The sequence below is a fragment of the Kitasatospora phosalacinea genome (assembly GCF_000717185.1).
GTDB classification, from domain to species: domain Bacteria; phylum Actinomycetota; class Actinomycetes; order Streptomycetales; family Streptomycetaceae; genus Kitasatospora; species Kitasatospora phosalacinea_A.
On record NZ_JNYE01000029.1, the window covers coordinates 23704 to 45560 of the forward strand.

General features: G+C 74.3%; 19 protein-coding genes, 1 tRNA gene and 1 pseudogene. 12 read left to right on the forward strand and 9 right to left on the reverse strand.

Annotated elements, in window-relative coordinates; all coding sequences use genetic code 11:
* Positions 1–27 precede the first annotated feature (27 nt).
* Complete coding sequence (locus OO57_RS15075) at positions 28–1017, forward strand: ABC transporter substrate-binding protein (RefSeq protein WP_033252961.1); 990 nt, start codon at positions 28–30, stop codon at positions 1015–1017.
* 31 nt (positions 1018–1048) lie between these two features.
* On the opposite strand, the gene OO57_RS15080 is transcribed toward OO57_RS15075, so the two are convergent.
* From OO57_RS15080 to OO57_RS15100, 5 genes and pseudogenes are all read right to left on the reverse strand, one after another.
* A complete protein-coding gene (locus OO57_RS15080) occupies positions 1049–1900 on the reverse strand; it encodes an STM4011 family radical SAM protein (protein ID WP_033252962.1) in 852 nt (283 codons plus the stop codon).
* Positions 1897–3228: an STM4012 family radical SAM protein gene (locus tag OO57_RS15085; RefSeq protein WP_033252963.1), complete on the reverse strand. Its 1332-nt coding sequence runs from the start codon at positions 3226–3228 to the stop codon at positions 1897–1899. The genes OO57_RS15080 and OO57_RS15085 overlap by 4 nt, the downstream gene beginning before the upstream one ends.
* A complete protein-coding gene (locus OO57_RS15090; RefSeq protein WP_033253004.1) occupies positions 3225–4046 on the reverse strand; it encodes an STM4013/SEN3800 family hydrolase in 822 nt (273 codons plus the stop codon). Before OO57_RS15090 ends, OO57_RS15085 begins: the two co-directional genes overlap by 4 nt.
* Positions 4047–4124: 78 nt before the next feature.
* Positions 4125–5267 (reverse strand): annotated as a pseudogene (locus OO57_RS15095) (STM4014 family protein); the annotation flags it as partial.
* A gap of 14 nt (positions 5268–5281) precedes the next feature.
* Positions 5282–6235, reverse strand: coding sequence for an STM4015 family protein (locus tag OO57_RS15100; RefSeq protein ID WP_033252964.1), 954 nt, complete (start codon positions 6233–6235; stop codon positions 5282–5284).
* Positions 6236–6427: 192 nt separating this feature from the next.
* Between OO57_RS15100 and OO57_RS15105 the strand changes: the two genes are divergently transcribed.
* The 4 genes from OO57_RS15105 (at position 6428) to OO57_RS39465 (ending at position 10366) form a co-directional block, all read left to right on the forward strand.
* Positions 6428–6754, forward strand: a complete 327-nt coding sequence (locus tag OO57_RS15105) for a hypothetical protein (RefSeq protein WP_033252965.1) — start codon at positions 6428–6430, stop codon at positions 6752–6754.
* A 59-nt stretch (positions 6755–6813) separates the two neighbouring features.
* Entirely contained in the window at positions 6814–7923 is a 1110-nt protein-coding gene (locus tag OO57_RS15110) for a DUF6745 domain-containing protein (protein ID WP_051777648.1), read from the forward strand.
* 186 nt (positions 7924–8109) lie between these two features.
* Positions 8110–8949: a fumarylacetoacetate hydrolase family protein gene (locus OO57_RS15115; protein ID WP_033252966.1), complete on the forward strand. Its 840-nt coding sequence runs from the start codon at positions 8110–8112 to the stop codon at positions 8947–8949.
* 178 nt (positions 8950–9127) lie between these two features.
* The gene (locus OO57_RS39465; RefSeq protein ID WP_051777651.1) at positions 9128–10366 is read left to right on the forward strand and encodes an ALF repeat-containing protein; all 1239 of its coding nucleotides are present in this window, start codon (positions 9128–9130) and stop codon (positions 10364–10366) included.
* A 128-nt stretch (positions 10367–10494) separates the two neighbouring features.
* Here OO57_RS39465 and OO57_RS15125 read toward each other — a convergent pair whose 3' ends face one another.
* A complete protein-coding gene (locus OO57_RS15125; protein WP_033252967.1) occupies positions 10495–11265 on the reverse strand; it encodes a TetR/AcrR family transcriptional regulator in 771 nt (256 codons plus the stop codon).
* 139 nt (positions 11266–11404) lie between these two features.
* Here OO57_RS15125 and OO57_RS15130 point away from each other — a divergent pair, with 139 nt between their 5' ends.
* From OO57_RS15130 to OO57_RS15145, 4 genes are all read left to right on the forward strand, one after another.
* Positions 11405–12055, forward strand: coding sequence for a rhomboid-like protein (locus OO57_RS15130; protein WP_033252968.1), 651 nt, complete (start codon positions 11405–11407; stop codon positions 12053–12055).
* Positions 12056–12112: 57 nt separating this feature from the next.
* A complete protein-coding gene (locus OO57_RS15135) occupies positions 12113–13825 on the forward strand; it encodes a DUF885 domain-containing protein (RefSeq protein WP_033252969.1) in 1713 nt (570 codons plus the stop codon).
* 169 nt (positions 13826–13994) lie between these two features.
* Positions 13995–15491, forward strand: coding sequence for an MFS transporter (locus tag OO57_RS15140; protein ID WP_051777652.1), 1497 nt, complete (start codon positions 13995–13997; stop codon positions 15489–15491).
* 244 nt (positions 15492–15735) lie between these two features.
* Entirely contained in the window at positions 15736–16662 is a 927-nt protein-coding gene (locus tag OO57_RS15145) for a trypsin-like serine peptidase (protein WP_051777654.1), read from the forward strand.
* A gap of 111 nt (positions 16663–16773) precedes the next feature.
* Here OO57_RS15145 and OO57_RS15150 read toward each other — a convergent pair whose 3' ends face one another.
* The 3 genes from OO57_RS15150 to OO57_RS15160 form a co-directional block, all read right to left on the reverse strand.
* The gene (locus OO57_RS15150; RefSeq protein WP_051777656.1) at positions 16774–17151 is read right to left on the reverse strand and encodes a hypothetical protein; all 378 of its coding nucleotides are present in this window, start codon (positions 17149–17151) and stop codon (positions 16774–16776) included.
* Between the two features lie 79 nt (positions 17152–17230).
* The gene (locus OO57_RS15155) at positions 17231–17632 is read right to left on the reverse strand and encodes a hypothetical protein (RefSeq protein WP_033252971.1); all 402 of its coding nucleotides are present in this window, start codon (positions 17630–17632) and stop codon (positions 17231–17233) included.
* A gap of 99 nt (positions 17633–17731) precedes the next feature.
* Positions 17732–17803: transfer RNA gene (locus tag OO57_RS15160), tRNA-Arg, on the reverse strand.
* A 227-nt stretch (positions 17804–18030) separates the two neighbouring features.
* Here OO57_RS15160 and OO57_RS15165 point away from each other — a divergent pair.
* From OO57_RS15165 to lysA, 3 genes are all read left to right on the forward strand, one after another.
* Complete coding sequence (locus OO57_RS15165) at positions 18031–18558, forward strand: response regulator (RefSeq protein ID WP_081973694.1); 528 nt, start codon at positions 18031–18033, stop codon at positions 18556–18558.
* A gap of 117 nt (positions 18559–18675) precedes the next feature.
* Positions 18676–20331, forward strand: coding sequence for an arginine--tRNA ligase (argS, locus tag OO57_RS15170; protein WP_033252972.1), 1656 nt, complete (start codon positions 18676–18678; stop codon positions 20329–20331).
* A 97-nt stretch (positions 20332–20428) separates the two neighbouring features.
* Positions 20429–21820, forward strand: coding sequence for a diaminopimelate decarboxylase (gene lysA / locus OO57_RS15175; protein ID WP_033252973.1), 1392 nt, complete (start codon positions 20429–20431; stop codon positions 21818–21820).
* Positions 21821–21857 lie beyond the last annotated feature (37 nt).

Genomic DNA, 21857 nt, shown 5'->3' on the forward strand with positions numbered 1-21857 from the left:
CCCGTCCCGTTCGAAGGAGTCACCCGCATGTCCGTGCACCGCCGCACCTTCGCCCCGGCCGCCGCCGCCCTCGTCGCCGCCCTGCTGCTCTCCTCCTGCGGCTCCGCGGACGACGCCGCCGCCGACCTCGGAGCCGAGAAGGAGGGCACCGCGCCCAACGGCGTGAAGATCAACCTGACCCCGGAGCAGAACCGGATCAGCACGCCCGAGGTCGACGCGATCGCCGCCCTCCTCCCCGACGAGGTCCGCCGAAGAGGCACCCTCCGGGTCGCGGCCAGCGTCGGCACCGTCCCGCCGCTGGGCTTCTACGCCACCGACGACAAGACCGTCATCGGCACCGAAGCCGACCTGGCGCACCTGATCGGCGACGTGCTCGGCCTGAAGGTCGAGATCGACCCGGCCTCCTGGGAGAACGTCTTCATCGGCCTGGACAGCGGCAAGTACGACGCGGCCGTCACCAACGTCACCGTCACCGAGGCCCGCAAGGAGAAGTACGACTTCGCCACCTACCGGCTCGACATCCTCGGCTTCGAGGCCAAGAAGGGCGGCAGCTGGAAGGTCACCGGCCCGGCCGACGTCGCCGGGCACACCATCGGCGTCTCCTCCGGCACCAACCAGGAGAAGCTGCTGCTGGCCTGGAGCGAGCAGGACGTCGAGAACGGCCTCGAGCCGGTCGACGTGAAGTACTACCAGAACTCCTCCGACTACTACCTCGCCCTCGGCTCCGGCCGGATCGAGGCCTGGCTCGGCCCCAACCCGGGCACCGCCTTCCACGCCGCGCAGACCGGCGAGACCGAGGTGATCGGCACCTACTCCGGCGCGGGCGACACCGTCCTCGGCAAGATCGCCGCCACCACCAAGAAGGACAACGGCCTGGTCAAGGCGCTCAACGCGGCCATCAACGAGACCATCGAGAACGGCACCTACGCCCAGGTCCTGAAGCGCTGGGGCCTGGACAACGAGGCCGTGCCGACCTCCGAGATCAACCCGCCCGGCCTGCCGAAGTCCAACAGCTGACGCCCTCCACCGGCTCGTCGGAGCGCATCCCTCACCACCCGTGCGGGATGCGCTCCAGCACGCCGCCCGCGAACACGTCGTACAGCGGCAGCGACTCCAGGTGCACGTAGCCGATGTGGCAGTCGCACGACCCCAACGGGCATGCCCGCGGCCGCAGTTGCTCCCGGTACGAGTCGTCGTACAGGTTGCCCAGCGGCGGCCGGACGAAGTGGCAGCGGCGCACCGTCCCGTCCCCGTCCACCGACACCACGCTCTCGCCCGTCCGGCACGGCAGCCCCGCGCTGCGGTGCGGGTGGCGGCTGTACCCGAACAGCGGGTCCAGCTCCGTCCACTGCGCCGCCTCGGCGTCGGCGTACGTCAGCCCGTCGGCCGCGTTCACCCACAGGTACACCCCCTCCGGCAGCGCCGCCCGCAGCCGCCGGGCCGCCGCCAGGTGCTCCGGCTGCCCGACCACGCCCACGCTGAACCGCACGCCCAGCGCGGTGAGTTCGGCGCACTTGGCGAGGAAGCGCTGCTCGCTCACCTGCCCCGGGTGGTACGTCACCCACAGCGCCAGCTTCGAGCGGTCCGCCTCCGCCAGCCAGGCGGTCCGGCAGCTCGCGTTGGTCTGGATCGCCACCCGCTCCAGGTGCGGCAGCCGGCTCAGCTCCACCATCGCCCGCCGGTACCAGCTGCGCACCAGCCCCTCGCCCCACGGCGTGAACAGCACCGACAGCCGCCCGTGCCCGTACGTCGCCGCCCAGGCCGTGAACCGCTCCAGCGCCGCCCGGTCGGTCCGCAGCAGCTCAGGGGTGTCGCGCCGCTTGGCGAACGGGCAGTACGGGCAGTCGTAGTCGCAGGAGGACAGCGGGCCCCGGTAGAGGAGGGTCAGGTGGTCGCTCACTTGGCCTCGTACTCCGCCATGTTGGCGCGCACCGCCGCCGAGAACAGCCGCGGCCCCACCGCGTCCGACCAGGCCAGGCCCTCCGCGCTCAGCAGCAGCCGGGCCGGGTCCTCGGCCGACAGCCAGCCGCGGGCCGCGAACCCGGCCAGCTCGGCCGGGAAGTCCAGCTCCGGGGTGCTGCCGAAGCGCTCCCGGTAGGCCGCCAGGTCGACGCCCTCGCCCTGCAGCAGCGACTGCACCAGGTGGCGGCGGCGGGTCTCCTCGTCCGTCATCGCCCAGCCCAGCTCGGCCCGGGAGAAGTCCGGCGCGGCCACGTAGTCGTCGATGATCCGCCGCACCTCGCGGGCGTCCACCGCGTAGTCGAAGGAGTAGTGCAGCCGCGAGGTGTACGAGCGGGCCCCGCAGCCCAGGCCCACCATGCCGTCGGTCTGGCAGGCGTACTCGCCCGCGCTCGCGCGCGCCGCGCCGGCCCGGCGGAACATCCGCATCGACACCTGCTCGTACCCCTCGGCCAGCAGGTGGTCGCGGCCCGCCCGGTACAGCGCCAGCCGCTGCGCGTCCCACTCCGGGGCCGTCGCGCCGGCCGCGGCGTGCCGCCCGAGGCCGGTCAGCGGGCGGACGTACAGCGGGTACAGGTACAGCTCCTCCGGCCGCCAGGCCAGCGCCGCGTCCAGGGACGCGACCCAGCTGGCGGGCGTCTGGCCGTCGATGCCGTAGATCAGGTCGATGTTCAGCACCGGGAACCCGGCGTCCCGGACCCGCCCCAGCGCCGCCTCCACCGCCGCCCGCTTCTGCGGGCGCACCGCCGCCCGCGCCTCCCCGTCCAGGAACGACTGCACGCCCAGGCTCAGCCGGGTCGTCCCGCGCTCCGCCAGCACCCGCAGCCGGTCGGCCGTCGCGGTGTCCGGCGAGGCCTCCACCGAGAGCGGCACCGCCCGCAGGTCCGCCCCCATCCGCAACTCGGCGATGTCGCACAGCCGTTCCAGCTCGGCCGCGCTCAGGTAGGTCGGCGTCCCGCCGCCGAACGCCGCCAGCGCGAACCGCGCCCCCGGCGCCAGCGCCTCCCGCACCTGCCGGGCCTGCCGCTCCAGCGCGTCCAGGTACGCCGTGGTCAGCCCCTCCGGGCTGCCGATCCGGGTGAACAGGTTGCAGAACCCGCACCGCACCTCGCAGAACGGCACGTGCAGGTACAGCGACAGCGCGTCCTGCTTCTCGCCCCGCCACAGCTCCGCCAGCCGCGGCCGCTCCGGCAGCGGCCGGTACGCCGTCTTGTGCGGGTACGCGTAGACGTAGCTCTGGTACGGGGACTCGCTGACGGTCATGCTCATCGGGGCTCCTGCGGCGTGACGGGGAGGGTGAAGTGCGCGTACGGGACGGTCCAGACCACCTCGTGGCCGATCCGGTGGCCGGTGTACCCGTCCTCGCCGTACGCGGTGCCGTGGTCCGAGCAGACGATCGCGAAGCACGGCCGCCGCGCGCTCATCGCCGCGAACAGCCGCCCCACGTGCGCGTCCACGTACTCCAGCGCGGCGGCGTGCGTCTCCCGGCTGTCCCCGTCCGCGCGGGTCGCGCCCGGCAGGTGGAACCAGTTCGGCTGGTGCAGCGCCGAGACGTTGAGGAACAGGAACAGCGGCCGCCCGGGCGGCTGCTCGGCCGCGACCCGCTCGGCCACCGCCACCTGCGACTCGAAGGAGGTCGGCGACGGGACGCCCAGCTCCGGCGCCCAGTGGCTCTCCTGGAACAGCCCCGGCAGGACGGAGCCGAGCGGCCCCTGCTTGTTGAAGAACCCCACCCCGCCGATGCACACCGTCCGGTACCCGGCCCCGGCCAGCCCGGTGGGCAGGTCCGGCGCGTCGAACACCCAGGTCCGCGACCCGGTGGTCTCCGACCCCGCGAACCGCGCCGCGAACAGCCGCGGGTGCGGCCCGTCCGGCGAGGCGGGCGTCGGCAGGAACCCGGCCAGGATCGCCTGGTGCGCGGCGTACGTGAAGCTCCCCGGCGAGTGCCGCCGCTCCCAGCCGCTGGGCGGCAGCACCTTCGCCAGGTTGGGCAGCCGCCCGGCCGCGAGCAGCTCGGCGGCGACGTCGTGGCGGAGCGTGTCGAGGGTGACCAGCAGCAGGTCGTGCGAGCCGACGACCTCGTTCATGTCGGGAATCGAAGCGGGAGAAACCAGGGGCTCGGGGAACGGCGAGCCCGTGCTGCTGCGTGTGGTGACGGAACCCGAAGCCGGTGCGCGCTCCGGCAGTGCACCGTCAGCAGACCGGGCCCCGCCGTTCCCCGCGCTCCTGGGCGCGTAAGCAGGGGAGGCCAGTTGGGCCGCGTACGTGTCCAGGCCCGGGGCCGGGCCCTCGGGGAGGCCCGGGAGGTTCGGGAGGAGGTCGCCGAAGGCGTTGACCTCGGCGACCAGGGAACGGCGCCAGCGGGAGTGCGGGAGGAGGTCGACGCCGACCATCGGGGCGTGCGGGAAGCACCTCGCGGCGGCCTCCGCGGTGGCCAGCAGCTCGGGCCAGTGCTCGCCCGCCGCGGCCCGGGCGAGGGCGGTCTCGCCGCGGGCGCCGCCGAGGTGCAGGTTGGTCATCGGGTGCAGGCTGGTGCGGACCACCGCGTGGGTGGCGCGGCCGCCCACGACCAGCACCCGCAGGTCCGCGGCGCGGCCGTGCTGGCCGGACTTGGGGACCCAGCGCTCGACGTGCAGCCCCTCGGGGGCGAGGCGGTCGACGAGTTCGGCGACCTCCGCCGCGGAACGGTAGCGGCGGACGGCGAGCGAGTTGTGCAGCCCGTCCGCGGTGAGCTCCACCGAGGTGGTGGCCTGCACCCGCCCGCCCGGCCCGAACTCCAGCGCCACCACGCCGGACGCGGAGGAGCCGTGCACCGGCTTCAGGAACACCCGGCGCATCCCGGCCTCCGCCAGCCGCTCCTTCAACTCCTCGAACCCGGAGGGCGGTTCGCCCGGCAGCGCGGGCGGCACCGGCACCCCGGCGGCGGCCAGCAGGGCGTGCGTGCGCCGCTTGTCGAACATGACGGCGATCTCGTCCGGGTCGCCGAGCAGCCGCACCCCGGGCCGGGCGGCCAGCCCGCGCAGCGCCGCGGTGACGCCCGCGTACCAGGCGGGGCCGCCCTCGACCCGGGTCGGGGCGTAGCCCGGGCCGAGGACGGGGCCGCGCAGCAGCCGGTCGGCCTCCGGGTCCTCGCCGGGCGAGTCGAGCCGGACCACCGCGCCGGGCGGCAGCTCGTACCGCCCGCGCAGCAGGTCCGCCCAGGGCAGCACGGCGGGCTCCGGCCGCCCGGCGGCGCGGGCCGCGGCGGCGAACAGGGTGACCCGGCGGTGCCCCGGGCAGCCCAGGACGACCAACTGGTTGCGCGTCAACTCCCTCGGCCCGCCTACTCGGAGACGGCGACGTAGCGCCAGTTGTCGCCCGGGTCCTCGGCGCCGGAGAGGTCGACCGCGACACCGGGCAGGGCGTCGCGCAGCCGCTGCTGCACGCCCTCGGTGAGGTAGTGGTGGTGCAGGTCCAGGGTCTTCAGGTGGGTGAGCGGCTGGCCCTCCAGCAGCGCCGCCGCGCCCTCGTCGGTGAGCGCGCCCATGGACAGCGACAGGCCGGTCAGCCGGGGCACCACGGGGGCCTGGGCGGCCAGCGCGGCGATCCGGTCCTGGGCCTCGGCGTTCTGCAGGCCCAGGTGCGTCAGCGCGGGCAGCTTGGCGCCGGACAGGAACGGGGCGAGGTCCTCCACCGTCCAGTCGCCGCCGTAGTTGTCGACGCCGAGCCACAGCTCCAGCCTCTCCAGCGCCGGGAAGTCGCTGGCGCCGACCGCCCGGACGATCGTGCCGGGCAGGCCGCCGGCCTCGAAGCGCAGCGCCTTCAGCTTCTCGTGCCGGACGGGCCTGAGGCCGAGCCGGTCCTTGTCCTCGTAGTCCGCGGCGGAGCCGCGCACCACCAGCTCCTCCAGCAGCGGGAAGGTCTCGAACACCGGCGTGACGTCGCACATCTGGATCCAGGAGATCTCGCACTCCTCGCCGGTGACGTCGCAGAGGAACAGCGCGCGCAGCGCGGGCAGCCGGTCGGCGGCGGCGAGGATCAGCGGCAGCGCCTCGGACAGCGACTCCGGCTCCTCCCGGAACCAGCGGCCCAGCACCAGCGCGGTGACCCGCTCCAGGTCGACGGCGTCCAGGAACGCCTGCCACAGCTCGGGGAACTCCTCGTCCTCGTCCTCCCAGTCCAGGCCGACCCGCCAGGCGGTGGCGCCCGCCGCCGGGAGGTCGCCCTTCGCCCGGGCGGTGTGGAAGTCGGTGACCGGGAGGCCGTGGAACTCCTCGGCGTGGTTCCTGATGACCATGCGCTGCTCCTCGCTGCTTCGTCGTACCGCTGCTGTCTCGCCTCGGCCCGCGGCGGGCCGGAGACCTGTCTACCAGGCACCCGTGACTTCACCCGCACGAAGGACGCGGCGGGAGCGCGGTTGTCGGTGGTGCGGCCTAGTTTGCGGTGCACGGAGTTCGGCAGCGGGCCGGACCGGACCGCGGGAGGACCCGTGTACCGCCAGGGAGACGTACTGATCGTTCCGGTCGCGCCGAGCGCCGTCCCGGGCGCCGTCGCGCACATGGCGCGCCAGCCGCGGGACGTCCGGGGGCGGCTGGTGCTGGCCCTCGGCGAGGTGACCGGGCACGCCCACGCGGTGCTCGGCCCGGGCGAACTCGTCCGCGAGGGAGGCCAGTTCGCCCCCGCCTGGCTGCACCTGCCGGAGGGCGGCAAGGTCGTCCACGAGGAGCACGCGGCGATCACCCTGCCCGGCGGCTGGTTCCGGGTGGTCCGCCAGCGCGAGTACACGCCCGGCGCGGTCCGCATGGTCGCCGACTGAGCCCCGTCCGAACCCGCCCGCCCCCGCCACCCGCACCAGACCCAGGACACGGAGAACCGATGACCAGCCAGCTGACCGGCCGTCCGGCCGACCTCTCGGTGGCCCACTGGCGGGCCGTCGCCGCCAGCACCGGCCCCGCCGACCGGGCCACCGCCGAGCAGGCCGTCAAGGACGCCTACCGGGCCGCCGGGCTCGCCGAACCCGCCGAGTTCCGCTGGTACCCCTCGCCGCGCGCCGCCCTCGCCGAACTCCTCGCCCACCCGGGCGGGTTCGGGGCGAGCGTGCGCGAGCAGGTGCGCACCGCCGCCTGGGAGCGGGCCCGCACCGCCGCCCTCGCCGCGCTCGGCCCGGCCGGCTGGTCCGAGCTCTGGAACACCACCGGCGCCGAACTCGCCGCCACCACCGCCCTGCCCGCCGAACGCGTCCGCACCGCACTGCTCGACCACTTCGCCCCCGAACCCGAGCCGATCGACGACTGGCAGCAGGCCCGCAGGCCCGAGAACCGGGCGGCCCGGCAGACCGCCGCCGAGGACCGCGCCGAAGTCCGGCTCGCCCTGCTGGACGCCGTGGCCGGGCAGCACGACGCCGCCTGGCTCGCCGCCTTCGACACCGCGGGCACCGGCGACGCGGCCCTCGCCGCCCTGGCCGGCGTCGCCCGCCAGGTCGGCTGGTGGTGGCCGTACGAGCGCGTCGTGCTGCTCAGCGAACGCCCCACCGCCCTGCACCGCGACGAGGCCGGCCGGCTCGACCGCGCCGACGGCCCCGCCCTCGCGTACGCCGACGGCTTCGCGCTGCACGCCTGGCGCGGCATGCCCGTCCCCGCGGACTTCCCCGAGCAGCTGACCGGCCTCACCCCCGAACGCATCCGCGCCGAGGAGAACGCCGAACTGCGCCGCGTCATGCTGGAGCACTTCGGCTACGACCGCTACCTCGCGGAGTCCGGCGCCGAGCCGCTGCACCGGGACGAGACCGGCGTCCTGTGGCGGATCCAACTCCCGGACGACGAACCGGTGGTGATGGTCGAGGTGGTCAACTCCACCCCCGAACCGGACGGCACCCACCGCACCTACTACCTGCGCGTCCCGCCCGGCACCCGCACCGCCCGGGCCGGTGTCGCCTGGACGTTCGGCGTCGAGGAGGCCGACTACCGGCCGCAGCGCGAGACCTGACCGGCGAGCGGCCGGGCGGGCCTGTCAAGGGTGCGGGCCGATGATTCACCTCCGGCCCGTCCGTCTCCGATTGGGAGGAATTCGCCGAAGCGGCACCACTGTTCCGCAGGCGAACGCCGCTGGTATACCTCAATGTCCCGGGGCGGGGCAGGACCCGCCCCCGACACGAACAGGTGGTGACGGGCAGTGAAGTTCCTCCGGGTGGGCCCTGCGGGCGCGGAACGACCGGTCGTACTCGCCCCCGACGGCACCGCCCGCGACCTCCGCCCGCTCACCCCCGACCTCGACGGCGCCTTCCTCGCCGCGTTCGACCCGGCGGCGCTCGACCCCGCCGCCCTCCCGGTCACCGACCTCACCGGCGAACGCGTCGGCCCGCCGGTCGCCCGCCCCGGCAAGATCGTCGGCATCGGCCTCAACTACCGCGACCACGCGGCCGAGGCGGGCGCCGCGATCCCGACCGAGCCGGTGGTCTTCCTCAAGCCCACCAACACCCTGGTCGGCCCGCACGACCAGGTGCTCGTGCCGCGCGGCAGCGAGAAGACCGACTACGAGGTCGAGCTCGCCGTCGTCATCGGCCGCACCGGCCGCTACCTGGAGACCCCGGCCGACGCCGCCGCGATCATCGCGGGCTACGCCGCCGTCAACGACGTCACCGAACGCGCCTTCCAGTTCGACCGCGGCGGCCAGTGGGACAAGGGCAAGTCCGCCGAGACCTTCACCCCGCTCGGCCCCTGGCTGGTCACCCCCGACGAACTCGGCGACCCGCAGGCCCTCGACCTCCGGCTCTGGGTCAACGGCGAGCTCCGCCAGGACGGCTCCACCGCCGACATGATCTTCCCGGTGCACGAGACCGTCCGCTACCTCACCCACTTCATGCGCCTCGACCCCGGCGACGTCGTCATCACCGGCACCCCCGCGGGCGTCACCCTCGGCCGCCCCGGCACCCCCTTCCTCCGCGCGGGCGACGAACTCGCCCTCGAAGTCACCGGCCTCGGCCGCCAGGAGACCACCCTCGGCCAGGCGTGACCCCGCGCCGTCCCGGGGTGCGGAGGACGGGCGGAACGAGGATTTCGCGGGCAAAGGATCTGAAAAGACGACGTTATGACAGTGTGGAAGGTTCCGATACGATCCCTTCCGCCCGCCGCCGTGTGACGGTTCGCCCACGGCGGTGGCTCTCGCGCGAACCACTTTCCCTGGGGGAGTTTTGAGCATCCGTCGGTCGATCGCCGCTGCCGTCTTCGTCGCGGCCGTCTCCGCACCCACCGCCCTCGGCACCGCACAGGCGATGGCCGAAACCACCCCGACCGGCCAGTCCGCGCCGGACGCCGCCCCCACCACGCCGGACGCCGCCCCCACCACGCCGGACGCCGCCCCCACCACGCCGGACACCGAGTCCGCCGCTGAGCCCGCTGCCCCGGTTGCACCCGCCGCGCCCGCCGCTTCGGTTGACGGACCCGCCGCTCCGGTTGCCGAGCCCGCCGCTCCGGCCGGACCCGCCGCTCCGGCCGAACCGGCGGCCCCGGCCGCGCCGGTGCTCGACGAGGCCGCGCTGCGGGCCCGCCTGGCGGCGGCCCTGGCCGAGCCGGGCCACTACACCCACTACTACAGGGCGGTCAGGGTGGCGCGGCTCGGCACCGCCGAGCAGATCCAGCACTTCCTGGACGTCGAACTGGCCGTGGTCGTCCGCGACGACAACAACCTCAGGGCCGCCCAGCTCATGGACGCGGCCGAGCCCGGCACCCCGGTCTGGGAAGCGGCCCGGAAGGCGTTCGACGACGGCAGCCCGGAGGCGATCGCACACTTCCTGCACGTCACCTTCCCGGACCTGACCGACTCCGACAACCGGGTCGAGCTCTCGCAGTTCATCGAGACCCCGTTCATCAGCGCCGGACTGCGCGCGGAGGCGCTCGCGGTGCTGGACGAGGGCAGCCGCGAGGAGATCATCGACTTCCTGGAGCAGGCGCCGGGGCGCCTGCTCACCGACTACCGGATCCAGGCCACCCAGGCGATGTCCGTGGGCGGCCCCGAGGTCCGGAAGGTCGTGAACGTGCTGCTGACCAGCGGCACCCTGGAGGACCTGCGCGAGTTCCTGGCCACGGGGCTCAAGGAGGCCCAGGCCCGGGACAAGGCGGCCGAGCAGGCGGCCGGACAGGCGGGCGGCAAGGACGGCGACGCGGACGGGAACGGCACGAAGGGCGAGGAGGGCCGGCCGGCGGGCAACGGCGGCAACGGCGCCACCCAGGCCGGTCTGACCACCACGACCACCGGCACCACGACCACGACCACCGCCACCGCCACCGCCACGGAGACCGGCACCGGCACCGGCCTGGCCTTCACCGGTCCGGGCACCCCGCTCGCGGCCGTCACGACCACCGGCGCGGCGGCGATCGCCCTCGGCGCGGGCACCCTGGTGGTCACCCGCCGCCGTCGCCAGGAGTCCTGACCCCCGGCAGCCCCCGAGCACCGGAACGGCCGCGCGGCACCCCGCCGCGCGGCCGTCCCGCGTTCCGCCGCGCTCCGCCTCACGCAGCCGAGCCCGCGGGCCCCCGCCCCCTCACCGCCCCCGCCCCCTCACAGCCCCAGGTCGCGCAACCGCGCGATGAGCACCCCCGCCGGGCTCTCCGCCGTCTCCAGCTCCAGCCACCCGTGCAGCACCTCCGCGGTCTGCCCGTCGCGGACGGCGGTGGCCGCGGCCATCACCACGAACTGGTCGACCAGCCAGGCGCACAGCGAGTCGGCCGGGATCTGCCGTCCCTCGTCGAGCCAGCTGATCGCCGAGGCCTCGACCACCGAGATCCAGGAGCGCACCAGCAGGGTGAGCCGCGGCCCGGCCTCCCGCACGCCGAGGTGGCGCAGGGTGCGCCGGAGCGCCGCGCGGCGCACGTCGTCGACGATGGCCGAGGTGCGCGCGGTCTCGACGACGGAGCCGCCGCGCAGCAGCGCGCCGTAGCCCGCGGCGTGCTCGCCGACGAAGTCGAAGTAGCGGTGCAGGACGGCGCCGAGCTGCTGGGTGGGGGTGCCGTCGGTGGGTTCGACGGTGAAGCGGGTGGTGAGTTCGGAGGCGGCGCTGCGCAGCGCCGCCTCGTACAACTGCTGCTTGCCGCCCGCGAAGTAGCGGTAGACGAGCGGCCGGGAGGCGCCCGCGGCCTCCGCGACGTCGTCGAGGGAGACCTCTTCGGGCGGGCGGGCGGCGAAGAGTTCGAGGGCGACGGCGATGAGTTGTTCGCGCCGTTGCTGGACGGGCAGTCGGCGGTAGGCGGCGCGGCGTGGGCGCTCCGCGGCGGTGGGTTCCTCGACGGGTTCCTCGACGGGGTCCCCGACGGGGGAGGGGGTCGCTGCCATGCGTGCCAGGGTAGACCTCGGGCGGGCTGGCGCACCCCCTTCCGCACGGCTGCCACCGGCGGGTTCCCGCCGGGCGGGGCCCGGTCGGGGGCCGCAGACTGTGGGCAGGTGTCGGGTGAGTCGCGGCGAGGAGCGGCCGGTGCGGTGGGCGCGGGCGGTGGGGCGGTGGGTCGGGAGGTCCCCGGGGACGTACGTGTGGCTGCTGCTGCTGGCGGGCACGAGCTTCGTGGTGGCGCGGATGGACCCGGCGGCGCTGGACTACTTCCTGCAGCAGCGTTCCACCAACCTCGACCAGCTCTCCTCGCACCCGGTGCACGCCCTGCTGGCCAGCCTGATCTGGACCGAGCAGGCGAACTTCCTCTTCTACGCCGTGGTGTTCCACGTCTTCCACGTGCCCGCCGAGCGCTGGCTCGGCACCCGCCGCTGGCTGACGGTCGCGCTGACCGCGCACGTGCTGGCCACCTTCGTCAGCGAGGGCGTGGTCGCCTGGGGCGTCCACCACCAGGTGCTGCCGCAGAACATGTCGACCACGGTGGACGTCGGCGTGTCGTACGCGCTGGCCGGGGTGGAGGGCGTGCTGACGTACCGGCTGGCCGGGGCGTGGCGCTGGGTGTACGGGTGCGGGCTGGTCGGTTTCTACCTGGTGCCGCTGCTGGCCTCGCACACGTTCACCGACCTCGGGCACTTCTGCGCGGTGCTGATCGGCCTGGCGTTCCACCCGGTCACCCGCGGCCGCCCGACCTGGGACCCGTGGCGCAGCGCCCGCCGTCTCGTGCCCGCGAGGGGGTGACGACACCGACAGCGGACAGGGGGTTGAATTCGCCTGCGGCTGCGACAGGATGGCCGAATGGCTCATGAACTGAACGTTCCTCACCCGAGCGGCCCCACCCCGCGCCGCCTCGCCGACTCCTACGTCCACGCGCTCGCCGACGCCGACCCGCTGATCGCGGTGTACCTCGGCCTCAACCCGGAGGACGACCGGCTCACCGACCTGTCGCCCGAGGGCATCGAAGCCACCGCCGACCTGGCCCGCCGCACCCTCGCCGCCCTGGACGAGCTGGAGGCGTCGGGCCCGGTCGAGGACGAGGCCGAGCGCCGCTGCGCCCGGCTGCTGCGCGAGCGGCTGACCGCCGACCTGGCCGTCCACGACGCGGGCGAGGGCTACCGCAGCGTCCGGAACCTGGGTTCGCCGGTGCACGACACCCGCGAGATGTTCACCCTGCTGCCCACCGACAGCGACGAGGACTGGCAGCGGCTGGGCCGCCGACTGGCCCGCTTCCCGCTGGCGATGGCCCAGTACCGGCAGCGCCTGGAGGAGGGCGTCCGGCGCGGACTGCTGTCGGCGCCGCGCCAGGTGGAGACGGTGGTCGGCCAGTTCGGCGAGTGGATCGGGGGCGAGCGGCCCGGCGGCTGGTTCGGCGACCTGGTCGCCGCCGCCCCCGAGCACCTGCGCGAGCAGCTGACCGCCACCGCGGTCGAGGCCACCGCCGCGCTCGCCGAACTGCGCGACTGGATGCGCGACGTGTACGCCACCGCCGCGAAGGGCACCCCCGACGCGGTCGGCCGCGAGCGCTACACCCGCTGGGTGCGGTCCTGGACGGGCGCCGAGCTCGACCTGGACGAGGCGTACCGCTGGGCCTGGGAGCAGTTCCACGACCTGGACGCGCAGATGCGGGCCGAGGCGGAGAAGGTCCGTCCGGGCAGCACCCCGATGCAGGCGATGAAGTGGCTGGAGACCGACGGCCCGGCGATCCGCGGCGAGCAGGCCGTGCAGGAGTACCTCCAGGACCTGATGGACCGGGCGATCGCCGACCTGCAGGGCGTGCACTTCGACCTGGCCGAGCCGCTGCTCAAGGTCGAGTCGCGGATCGCCCCGCCCGGCAGCGCCGCCGCCCCGTACTACACCCAGCCCTCGCTGGACTTCTCCCGCCCCGGCCGGACCTGGCTGCCGACCCTGGGCCGGGAGGCGTTCCCGGAGTGGGACCTGGTCTCCACCTGGTACCACGAGGGCGTCCCGGGCCACCACCTGCAGCTCGCCCAGTGGACGTACGTGGCCGACCGGCTCTCCACCTACCAGGTCACCCTGGGCGGGGTCAGCGCCAACATGGAGGGCTGGGCGCTGTACGCCGAGCGCCTGATGGACGAGCTCGGCTACCTCACCGACCCGGGCCACCGCCTCGGCTACCTGAACGCCCAGATGATGCGGGCGCTGCGGGTGATCGTCGACATCGGCATGCACGCCGAGCTGGACTTCCCGGCCGACTCCCCGTTCGCCCCCGGCGAGGCGATGACGCCCGAGCGCGCCCGCGCGTTCTTCGGCGCCTACTGCGGCCTGTCCGCGGACTTCCTGGACAGCGAACTGGTGCGCTACCTCGGCCTGCCCGGCCAGGCGATCGGCTACAAGCTCGGCGAGCGGGCCTGGCTGCGCGGACGGGCCGCGGCCCGGGCGGCGGCCGAGGCGCGCGGCGAGGAGTTCGACCTCAAGAGCTGGCACATGGCGGCGCTGTCCCAGGGCTCGCTGGGCCTGGACGACCTGGTCACCGAGCTGAGCGCGCTGTAGCCGGACGCCCGCGTCCCGGGTGGCCGATGCGGCCGGGCACCCGGGAACGCCGTCCCACATACTGACAAACCGGACAATTCGCCTTGCCGCCGTCCCGCTCGGGGGTTTCCCTGGGAAGAGCGCCGTACGCGCCCTGCCCCACTCCCGATCGGCGGAAGGCGGCCCCACGGTGACACCCCAGCAAGCCCCCGAGACCCCCGCCCCGGACCCGCGCCGCTGGTGGGCCCTGGCGGTCATCGCCATCGCCCAGCTGATGATCGTCCTCGACGCGACGATCGTGAACATCGCCCTCCCGTCCGCGCAGAAGGCGCTCGACATCTCCGACGCCAACCGGCAGTGGGTGATCACCGCCTACACGCTGGCCTTCGGCGGCCTGTTGCTGCTCGGCGGCCGGATCGGCGACCTCTTCGGCCGCAAGCGGACCTTCCTGGTCGGCCTGCTCGGCTTCGCCCTCGCCTCCGGCATCGGCGGTTTCGCCACCACCGGCGGCACGCTCTTCGCCGCCCGCGCCCTCCAGGGCGCCTTCGGGGCCCTGCTCGCCCCGTCCGCGCTCTCCCTGCTCTCCGTCACCTTCCGCGACCCGCGCGAACGCGCCACCGCCTTCGGCATCTTCGGCGCCCTGGCCGGCGGCGGCGCGGCGATCGGCCTGATCACCGGCGGACTGCTCACCGAGTACCTGTCCTGGCGCTGGTGCCTGTACGTCAACATCCCGATCGCGATCGTCACCGGCATCGCCGCGTACTACCTGCTGGTCCGCGACCACATCGACCGCTCCCGCCGGGTCCGGCTCGACCTGCCCGGCGCGGTGCTCGGCTGCGGCGGCCTGCTGGCCATCGTGTACGGCACCTCCGAGGCGGTCTCCCGCGGCTGGGACGACTGGCTGGTGCTCACCGCGCTCTGCGGCGGCGTCGCCCTGCTCGCGGTCTTCGCCCTGGTCGAGCGCCGCACCGAGCACGCGCTGCTGCCGATGCACCTGATCGGCGAACGCAACCGGGCCGGCGGCGCGCTCTCCGTCGGGCTCGCCGTCATCGGCATGTTCGGCCTGTTCCTCTTCCTCACCTACTACCTACAGGTGATCAAGGGCTACTCGCCGATCAAGGCCGGCGTCTCCTTCCTGCCGATGACCGCCGCCATCGTGGTCAGCGCCGCGGGCATCGCCTCCCGGCTGATGACCCGCATCCCGACCCGCAACCTGGTCGTCCCCGGCCTGCTGCTCGGCGCCGGAGGCATGGCCTGGCTCACCCAGATCAAGGTCGACAGCCCCTACACCACCATGGTGCTGCCCGCCGAACTGCTGCTCGGCTTCGGCATGGGCCTGGTCTTCATGCCCACCATGAGCCTGGCCACCCTGGGCGTCGCCCCGCAGGAGACCGGCGCCGCCTCCGCCATCATCAACAGCGCCCAGCAGGTCGGCGGTTCGATCGGCACCGCCCTGCTCAACACCATCGCCGCCAGCGTCACCGCCACCTACCTGGCCGCCCGCAACCCCACCGACCCGGTGGTCCAGGCCCAGGGCGCGGTGCACGGCTACGCCGTCGCCACCACCGTCGCGATGGCCATCCTGCTGGCCGCCGCGGTCATCGCCTTCCTGATGATCAACCACCGCCCCGCCCCCGGCGAGGCCGCGGGCGAGGACGCCGCCGCCGCGGCCCGCGCCGCGGTCTGAACCCCGGCCCGGGCCGGGCGGGCCCGGACGGCGGGCGGCCGGGTGTCGCACCCGGCCGCCCGCCCCCCGCCGTGGGACGCTGCTGTGCTGCACGCCGCCGGACCCCCCGGGCCTCCCGGAAAGTCGTGACGGGTCCCCCCGTTCGACGGCGGACGGTCGGGGCAAGCGGTGTGCGACAGGTGCCCGCACCGGAACCGCGGCGCGGGCACCCCCACGACCAGGAGCGGCGGGAACGGGGCATCGAATGGGACGACACACCGGGCGGGAGCAGCGCCGCGCACTGCGGCCGGTCACCCTCACCTCCTTCCTCGCCGTCGGCGCCGTCGGGGTGATGGCGGCCGCGGGCCTGCTCACCGTCCACCTGCAGGACGCCGGACGGCCCGGCAACGACAGCATCGCCCCGGCCCCCACCGCGGCCCTCCTCCCTTCCCCCACCCCCTCGCCCGGCGCCCCCGCCGCCGCCGCACTGCAGGACGGCCCCGCCACCGGCCCCACCCTGCAGGCCCCGCCCACCGCACCGCCGCCCGACGTCCCGCTCGGCGTCACCACCACCGCCCCCGACAACGCCGAATCCCGCCGGGTCGGCGCCCTGTTCTCCGGCCCGGTCGGCCCCGGCCACCACTTCTGCACCGCCAGCGTCATCGACAGCCCCGGCCGCAACCTGATCCTCACCGCCGCCCACTGCCTGTCCGGCGCGAACGGCACCACCTTCGTCCCCGGCTACCGCAACGGCCAGGCCCCGTACGGAACCTGGCAGGTCACCGAGGTCCACACCGCGGACGGCTGGCGCACCGACCACGACCCCGACGAGGACTTCGCGATCCTCACCGTCGCCCCCAACGCCGGCCGCCAGATCGAGGACGCCCTCGGCGGCAACCCCCTCGGCACCCACGCCGCCTGGACCGTCCGGGCCCGCCTCTACGGCTACCCCGCCCGCACCGAACTCCCCGTCGTCTGCACCAACGCCACCAGCCGCCAGGACACCTACCAGCGCCGCATCGACTGCCCCGCCTTCCCCGGCGGCACCAGCGGCGGCCCCTTCGTCGACGCCGCCACCGGCGAGGTCATCGGCGTCATCGGCGGCTACCAGCAGGGCGGCGCCACCGACGACACCTCCTACAGCGCCCTCTTCGACCACACCGTCGCCGAGCTCCTCGCCGACGCGAGCTGAGGCCACGGCCCGCCGGCCCGGGGACGAGCCGGTCCGGGCTGCGCAGCGGCCCCCGGACCCGCACCACCCGTGTGCCCGACGGGTCCCCGCGCCCGCCGCCCCACTGCGCCGTCAGCCTGCCGCCGGGGCGAACCCGCCGCGCGAACCGCCGTCCAGCAGGGCGGGCCAGTCGACCGGCCCGGCCAGCTCCGCGGCGTCGGGCAGCGAGACCACGAGCGCACCCCCGGCCCGCTCGACCTCGTCGCACCACTGGGCGACCCCGTCGGTGCCGAAGGACCCGCCGAGGGTCGGGAAGAGGCACCCCGCGTCGCCGGGCCCGTCCAGCACGCACATCGTCAACCGGGCGAAGACCGACCACCCCGCCAGCCCGGGCACCGCCCCGTCCACCACCCGCAGCACCGGCAGCGCGTCGTGCACCGGCGCACCGCCCAGCAGCAGGATCGGGGCGGACGCCCCGGAGACCAGTCGGGCCTGTTCGGGAGAGATCATCACCCCGGTACCCTGCCACACCCCGCGGCCCGCCCCGGAACGCGGCAGGGGTCCGCCCCCCGGCGGACCCGGGCCCCCGTCACCAGTCGCGCCACTCGTCCGTGATCTCGTAGCGGTCGATGCCGAGGCGCCCCGCGAGCGCCGGAACGTCGACGCCCCCGTCCACCAGCACCCGGTCGAGGTACTCGCAGAGCTGCTCCCGCTCGCCGGTCTCGTAGGCGGCCCCGTCGAACGACTCGTTGACGGCGTTCAGCGCGAGCACCACCCGCTCGACCACCGCCATGACCTGCTCGTCCGACGCCCCCGCCAGCCCCCGCACGTCGGTCTCGAACCCCTGGAGGACGGCATCCGTGGCGGTCAGCAGCGCCTCCGGGAAGAGCTCCGCCAGGAAGGCCTCCCCGGGCTCCATACGGCCCGCCGCCACCTCGCGCGCCTCCGCCGCCACGTCTTCGCGCCATGCGCTGGAAGGTCTGATCACCATGCCCGGACCGTAGCGCCCGCCCCTGACACCCCCCCGGAACGCGGGAAAGGCCCAGATCCCGACGGATCTGAGCCTCTGTCACACGCACTTCCTGCGAAGTGCCCCCGGTAGGATTCGAACCTACGCACCCGCCTCCGGAGGGCGGTGCTCTATCCCCTGAGCTACGGGGGCCTGGGCTTGACCTCGCGGCGTCGCCCGGCCTGACGGGGAAAACACTACCAGGGAAACTCCGTGCTCCGTGCAAGGGTTTCCGCGAGGCCCCGCCGACCCGTCCGCGGCCCGTCCGCCGACCCGTCCGACGACTCGGGCCGGGGCCGCCCCGACGGGCCGTCAGGGGGTGACCGGCAAGTAGCCGAAAGGCCGGACGCGGGGGGCGGGCCGCGGCTACCCTCGGTGAGGTGGCGGCGACGTCGGGGCGGGTCCTCGTGGTGGACGACAGCGAGGTGATCCGCCAACTGATCAGGGTCAACCTGGAGCTGGAGGGCTTCGAGGTGGTGACCGCCGCCGACGGTGCCGAGTGCCTGGAGGTGGTTCGCCGGGTCGCGCCGGACGTGGTGACCCTGGACGTGGTGATGCCCCGGCTGGACGGGCTGCGGACGGCGGCCCGGCTGCGGGCCGCGCGGGAGACCGCGCACCTGCCGATCGCGATCGTGAGCGCCTGCACGCCGGCCGACCTGGAGCGCGGGGAGTCGGTGGGGGTGGACGGCTACCTGGCCAAGCCCTTCGACCCGGCGGAGCTGGTCGCGCTGGTGCGGCGGCTGCGGGAGCGGTCGGCGGCCCGGCCCGCTCCGGCCGGGCGGCGCTTCGCCTACGACTTCGGCAGCCCGCTCCCGGAGGCCCCGCGGGGCGACCGGCAAACCCCCGGTGATTCAGCCCTGAGCGAACGGTCGCAGGAACTCGTCCGGCCGGACGACCCGCGCCCGTGAGATGTGCCCGCCAGCACCGACGTCCGACGACACGAAGCACGCCCGGAGGGGCGACGCGCGCCGCCGCGGGCAAACCGGGTGGCGGCCGGGTGCCCCCTCTCGCCTAGGCTTGGCACCGTGACACCCGCAGAACTCTCCCAGGCAGTCCAGGCCGCAGTCCTCGCCGCCGCCCAGGCCGGCGAGCTGACCGTCGACGTGCCCGAGCACGTCACGGTCGAGCGGCCCAAGAACAGGGACCACGGCGACTACGCCACCAACGTGGCCCTCCAGCTCGCGAAGCCGGCCGGCAAGCCGCCGCGAGCCGTCGCGGAGGTCCTGGCCGCCCGCCTGCGAGGGATCACCGGCGTCGCGAAGGTCGACATCGCCGGTCCAGGCTTCCTGAACATCACGCTGGACGCCGCCACCCAGGGCGAGCTGGCGCGCACCATCGTCGAGGCCGGCGAGGCGTACGGCCGCAACGAGGCGCTCAAGGGCCTGAAGATCAACCTGGAGTTCGTCTCGGCGAACCCGACCGGCCCGATCCACATCGGCGGCGTCCGCTGGGCCGCGGTCGGCGACTCGCTGGCCCGGGTGCTGAAGGCGACCGGCGCCGAGGTGTCGACCGAGTACTACCTGAACGACGCGGGCGTGCAGATCACCAAGTTCGCCACGTCGCTCCGGGCCGCCGCCAACGGGCAGCCCGCCCCCGAGGACGGCTACGTCGGCGAGTACATCTCCGACATCGCCAAGGCCGTCACCGACGGCGTCCCCGGCCTGCTCGACCTGCCCGCGGACGAGCAGCTCCGGGTGTTCCGCACCGAGGGCCTCAAGCTGATGGTCGCCGAGATCCAGCGCTCGATGGCCGAGTTCGGCGTGCACTTCGACACCTGGTTCTCCGAGCAGACGCTGCACGACTCCGGCGCCGTCGAGAAGGCCATCGAGCGGCTGCGCGAGCAGGGCCACGTCTTCGACCGGGACGGCGCGATCTGGCTGCGCACCACCGACTTCGGCGACGACAAGGACCGCGTCCTGATCAAGGCCGACGGCGAGACCACCTACTTCGCCGCCGACGCCGCCTACTACCTGAGCAAGCGGGACCGCGGCGCGGAGGTCTCGGTCTACATGCTCGGCGCGGACCACCACGGCTACGTCAACCGGCTGAAGGCCATCGCGGCCTGCGCGGGCGACGACATGGACCGCAACATCGAGGTGATGATCGGCCAGTTCGTGAAGATGCTGCGCGACGGCAAGGAGGTCCGGCTCTCCAAGCGCGCGGGCAACATCATCACGATCGACGACGTGGTCGACTGGATCGGCGTGGACGCGGCCCGCTACATGCTGGTGCGGCAGTCCACCGACTCCACCATCACCATCGACATCGACGTGGTCACCAGCCAGACCGCCGAGAACCCGGTCTTCTACGTGCAGTACGCGCACGCCCGGATGTGCTCCGTGCAGCGCAACGCCGCGGAGAAGGGCATCGCCCGCAGCGCGGACTTCGCGCCGGAGCTGCTGAGCACCGAGTGGGAGAACGACCTGCTCGGCCAGCTCGGCGAGTTCCCGCGGGTGCTGGCCAAGGCCGGCGAGCTGCGCGAGCCGCACCACGTGGCCACGTACCTGGAGAAACTGGCCCGCGCCTACCACCGCTTCTACGACAACTGCCAGATCCTGCCGAAGGGCGACGAGGAGGTCACCGACCTCACGCACGCCCGCCTCTGGCTGGCCGACGCCACGCGAACGACGCTGGCCAACGGCCTCCACCTGCTCGGCGTCTCGGCGCCCGAGCGGATGTAAAGCACCAGACCCCCGAAGCGCAGCACAGCAGGGGGCGGCGACCGGTCGACGGCGACCGGTGGCCGCCCCTCGCCATAGGTCGAGGAAAGTTTCGAAGATGAGTCGTTCCGCCCACCCCGCCGGCCCCCGTCACGGCGACGTGCTGCCCGAGGGCCACTACCAGGCCCCGCCGGCCGACCTGAACGCCCTGGACCCCAAGGTCTGGTCGCGCACCGTCGGCCGCGACGCCGAGGGCGTCGTCACCGTCGGCGGCGTCGACGTGCGCACCCTGGCGGCCGAGTTCGGCACCCCCGCGTACGTGATGGACGAGGCCGACTTCCGCGCCCGGGCCCGGGCCTGGCGGGAGGCCTTCGGCGACAGCGCCGACGTGTACTACGCGGGCAAGGCGTTCCTGTCCAAGGCCGTGGTGCGCTGGCTGCACGAGGAGGGCCTGAACGTCGACGTGTGCTCCTCGGGCGAGCTGCACGTGGCGCTGGCGGCCGGGATGCCGGGGGAGCGGATCGCGCTGCACGGCAACAACAAGTCGGTGCAGGAGCTGGAGCAGGCCGTGAAGGCCGGGGTCGGCCACGTCGTGGTCGACTCCTTCCAGGAGATCGCCCGCCTGGCGGAGGTCGCCGGGGCGCAGGGCGTCCGGCAGCCGGTGCTGATCCGGGTCACCGTCGGCGTCGAGGCGCACACCCACGAGTTCATCGCCACCGCGCACGAGGACCAGAAGTTCGGCCTCTCGCTCTCCGGCGGCCTGGCCGCCGAGGCGGTCCGCCGGGTGCTCGCCGAGCCCTCCCTGGAGCTGCGCGGCATCCACTCGCACATCGGCTCGCAGATCTTCGACTTCGCCGGTTTCGAGGTCGCCGCCCGCCGGGTGGTGGGCCTGCTGGCCGAGGTCCGCGACGAGCACGGCGTCGAGCTGCCGGAGGTCGACCTGGGCGGCGGCCTGGGCATCGCCTACACCGCCGAGGACGACCCGCGCGAGCCCGCCGAGATCGCCGCCTCGCTCAGCGAGATCGTCCGACGCGAGTGCGCCGCCGCCGAGTTGACGCCGCCCCGGATCTCGGTCGAGCCCGGCCGGGCGATCGTCGGCCCGACCGCGTTCACGCTGTACGAGGTCGGCACCGTCAAGGCGCTGGAGGGCCTGCGCACCTACGTCAGCGTGGACGGCGGCATGTCCGACAACATCCGCACCGCGCTGTACGACGCCGAGTACTCGGTGGCGCTGGTCTCCCGCACCAGCGAGGCCGGGCCGATGCTGGTCCGGGTGGTCGGCAAGCACTGCGAGTCCGGCGACATCGTGGTCAAGGACGCCTTCCTGCCCGCCGACCTGGCCCCCGGCGACCTGATCGCGGTGCCCGCGACCGGCGCCTACTGCCGCTCGATGGCGAGCAACTACAACCACGCCCTCAAGCCCCCCGTGCTGGCCGTCGCGGACGGATCGGCCCGGGTGATCGTCCGCCGCGAGACGGAGGAGGATCTCCTGCGGCTCGATATCGGCTGACGAAATTTTCGTCTCAGAACGTGGACCAGCCGTAGAT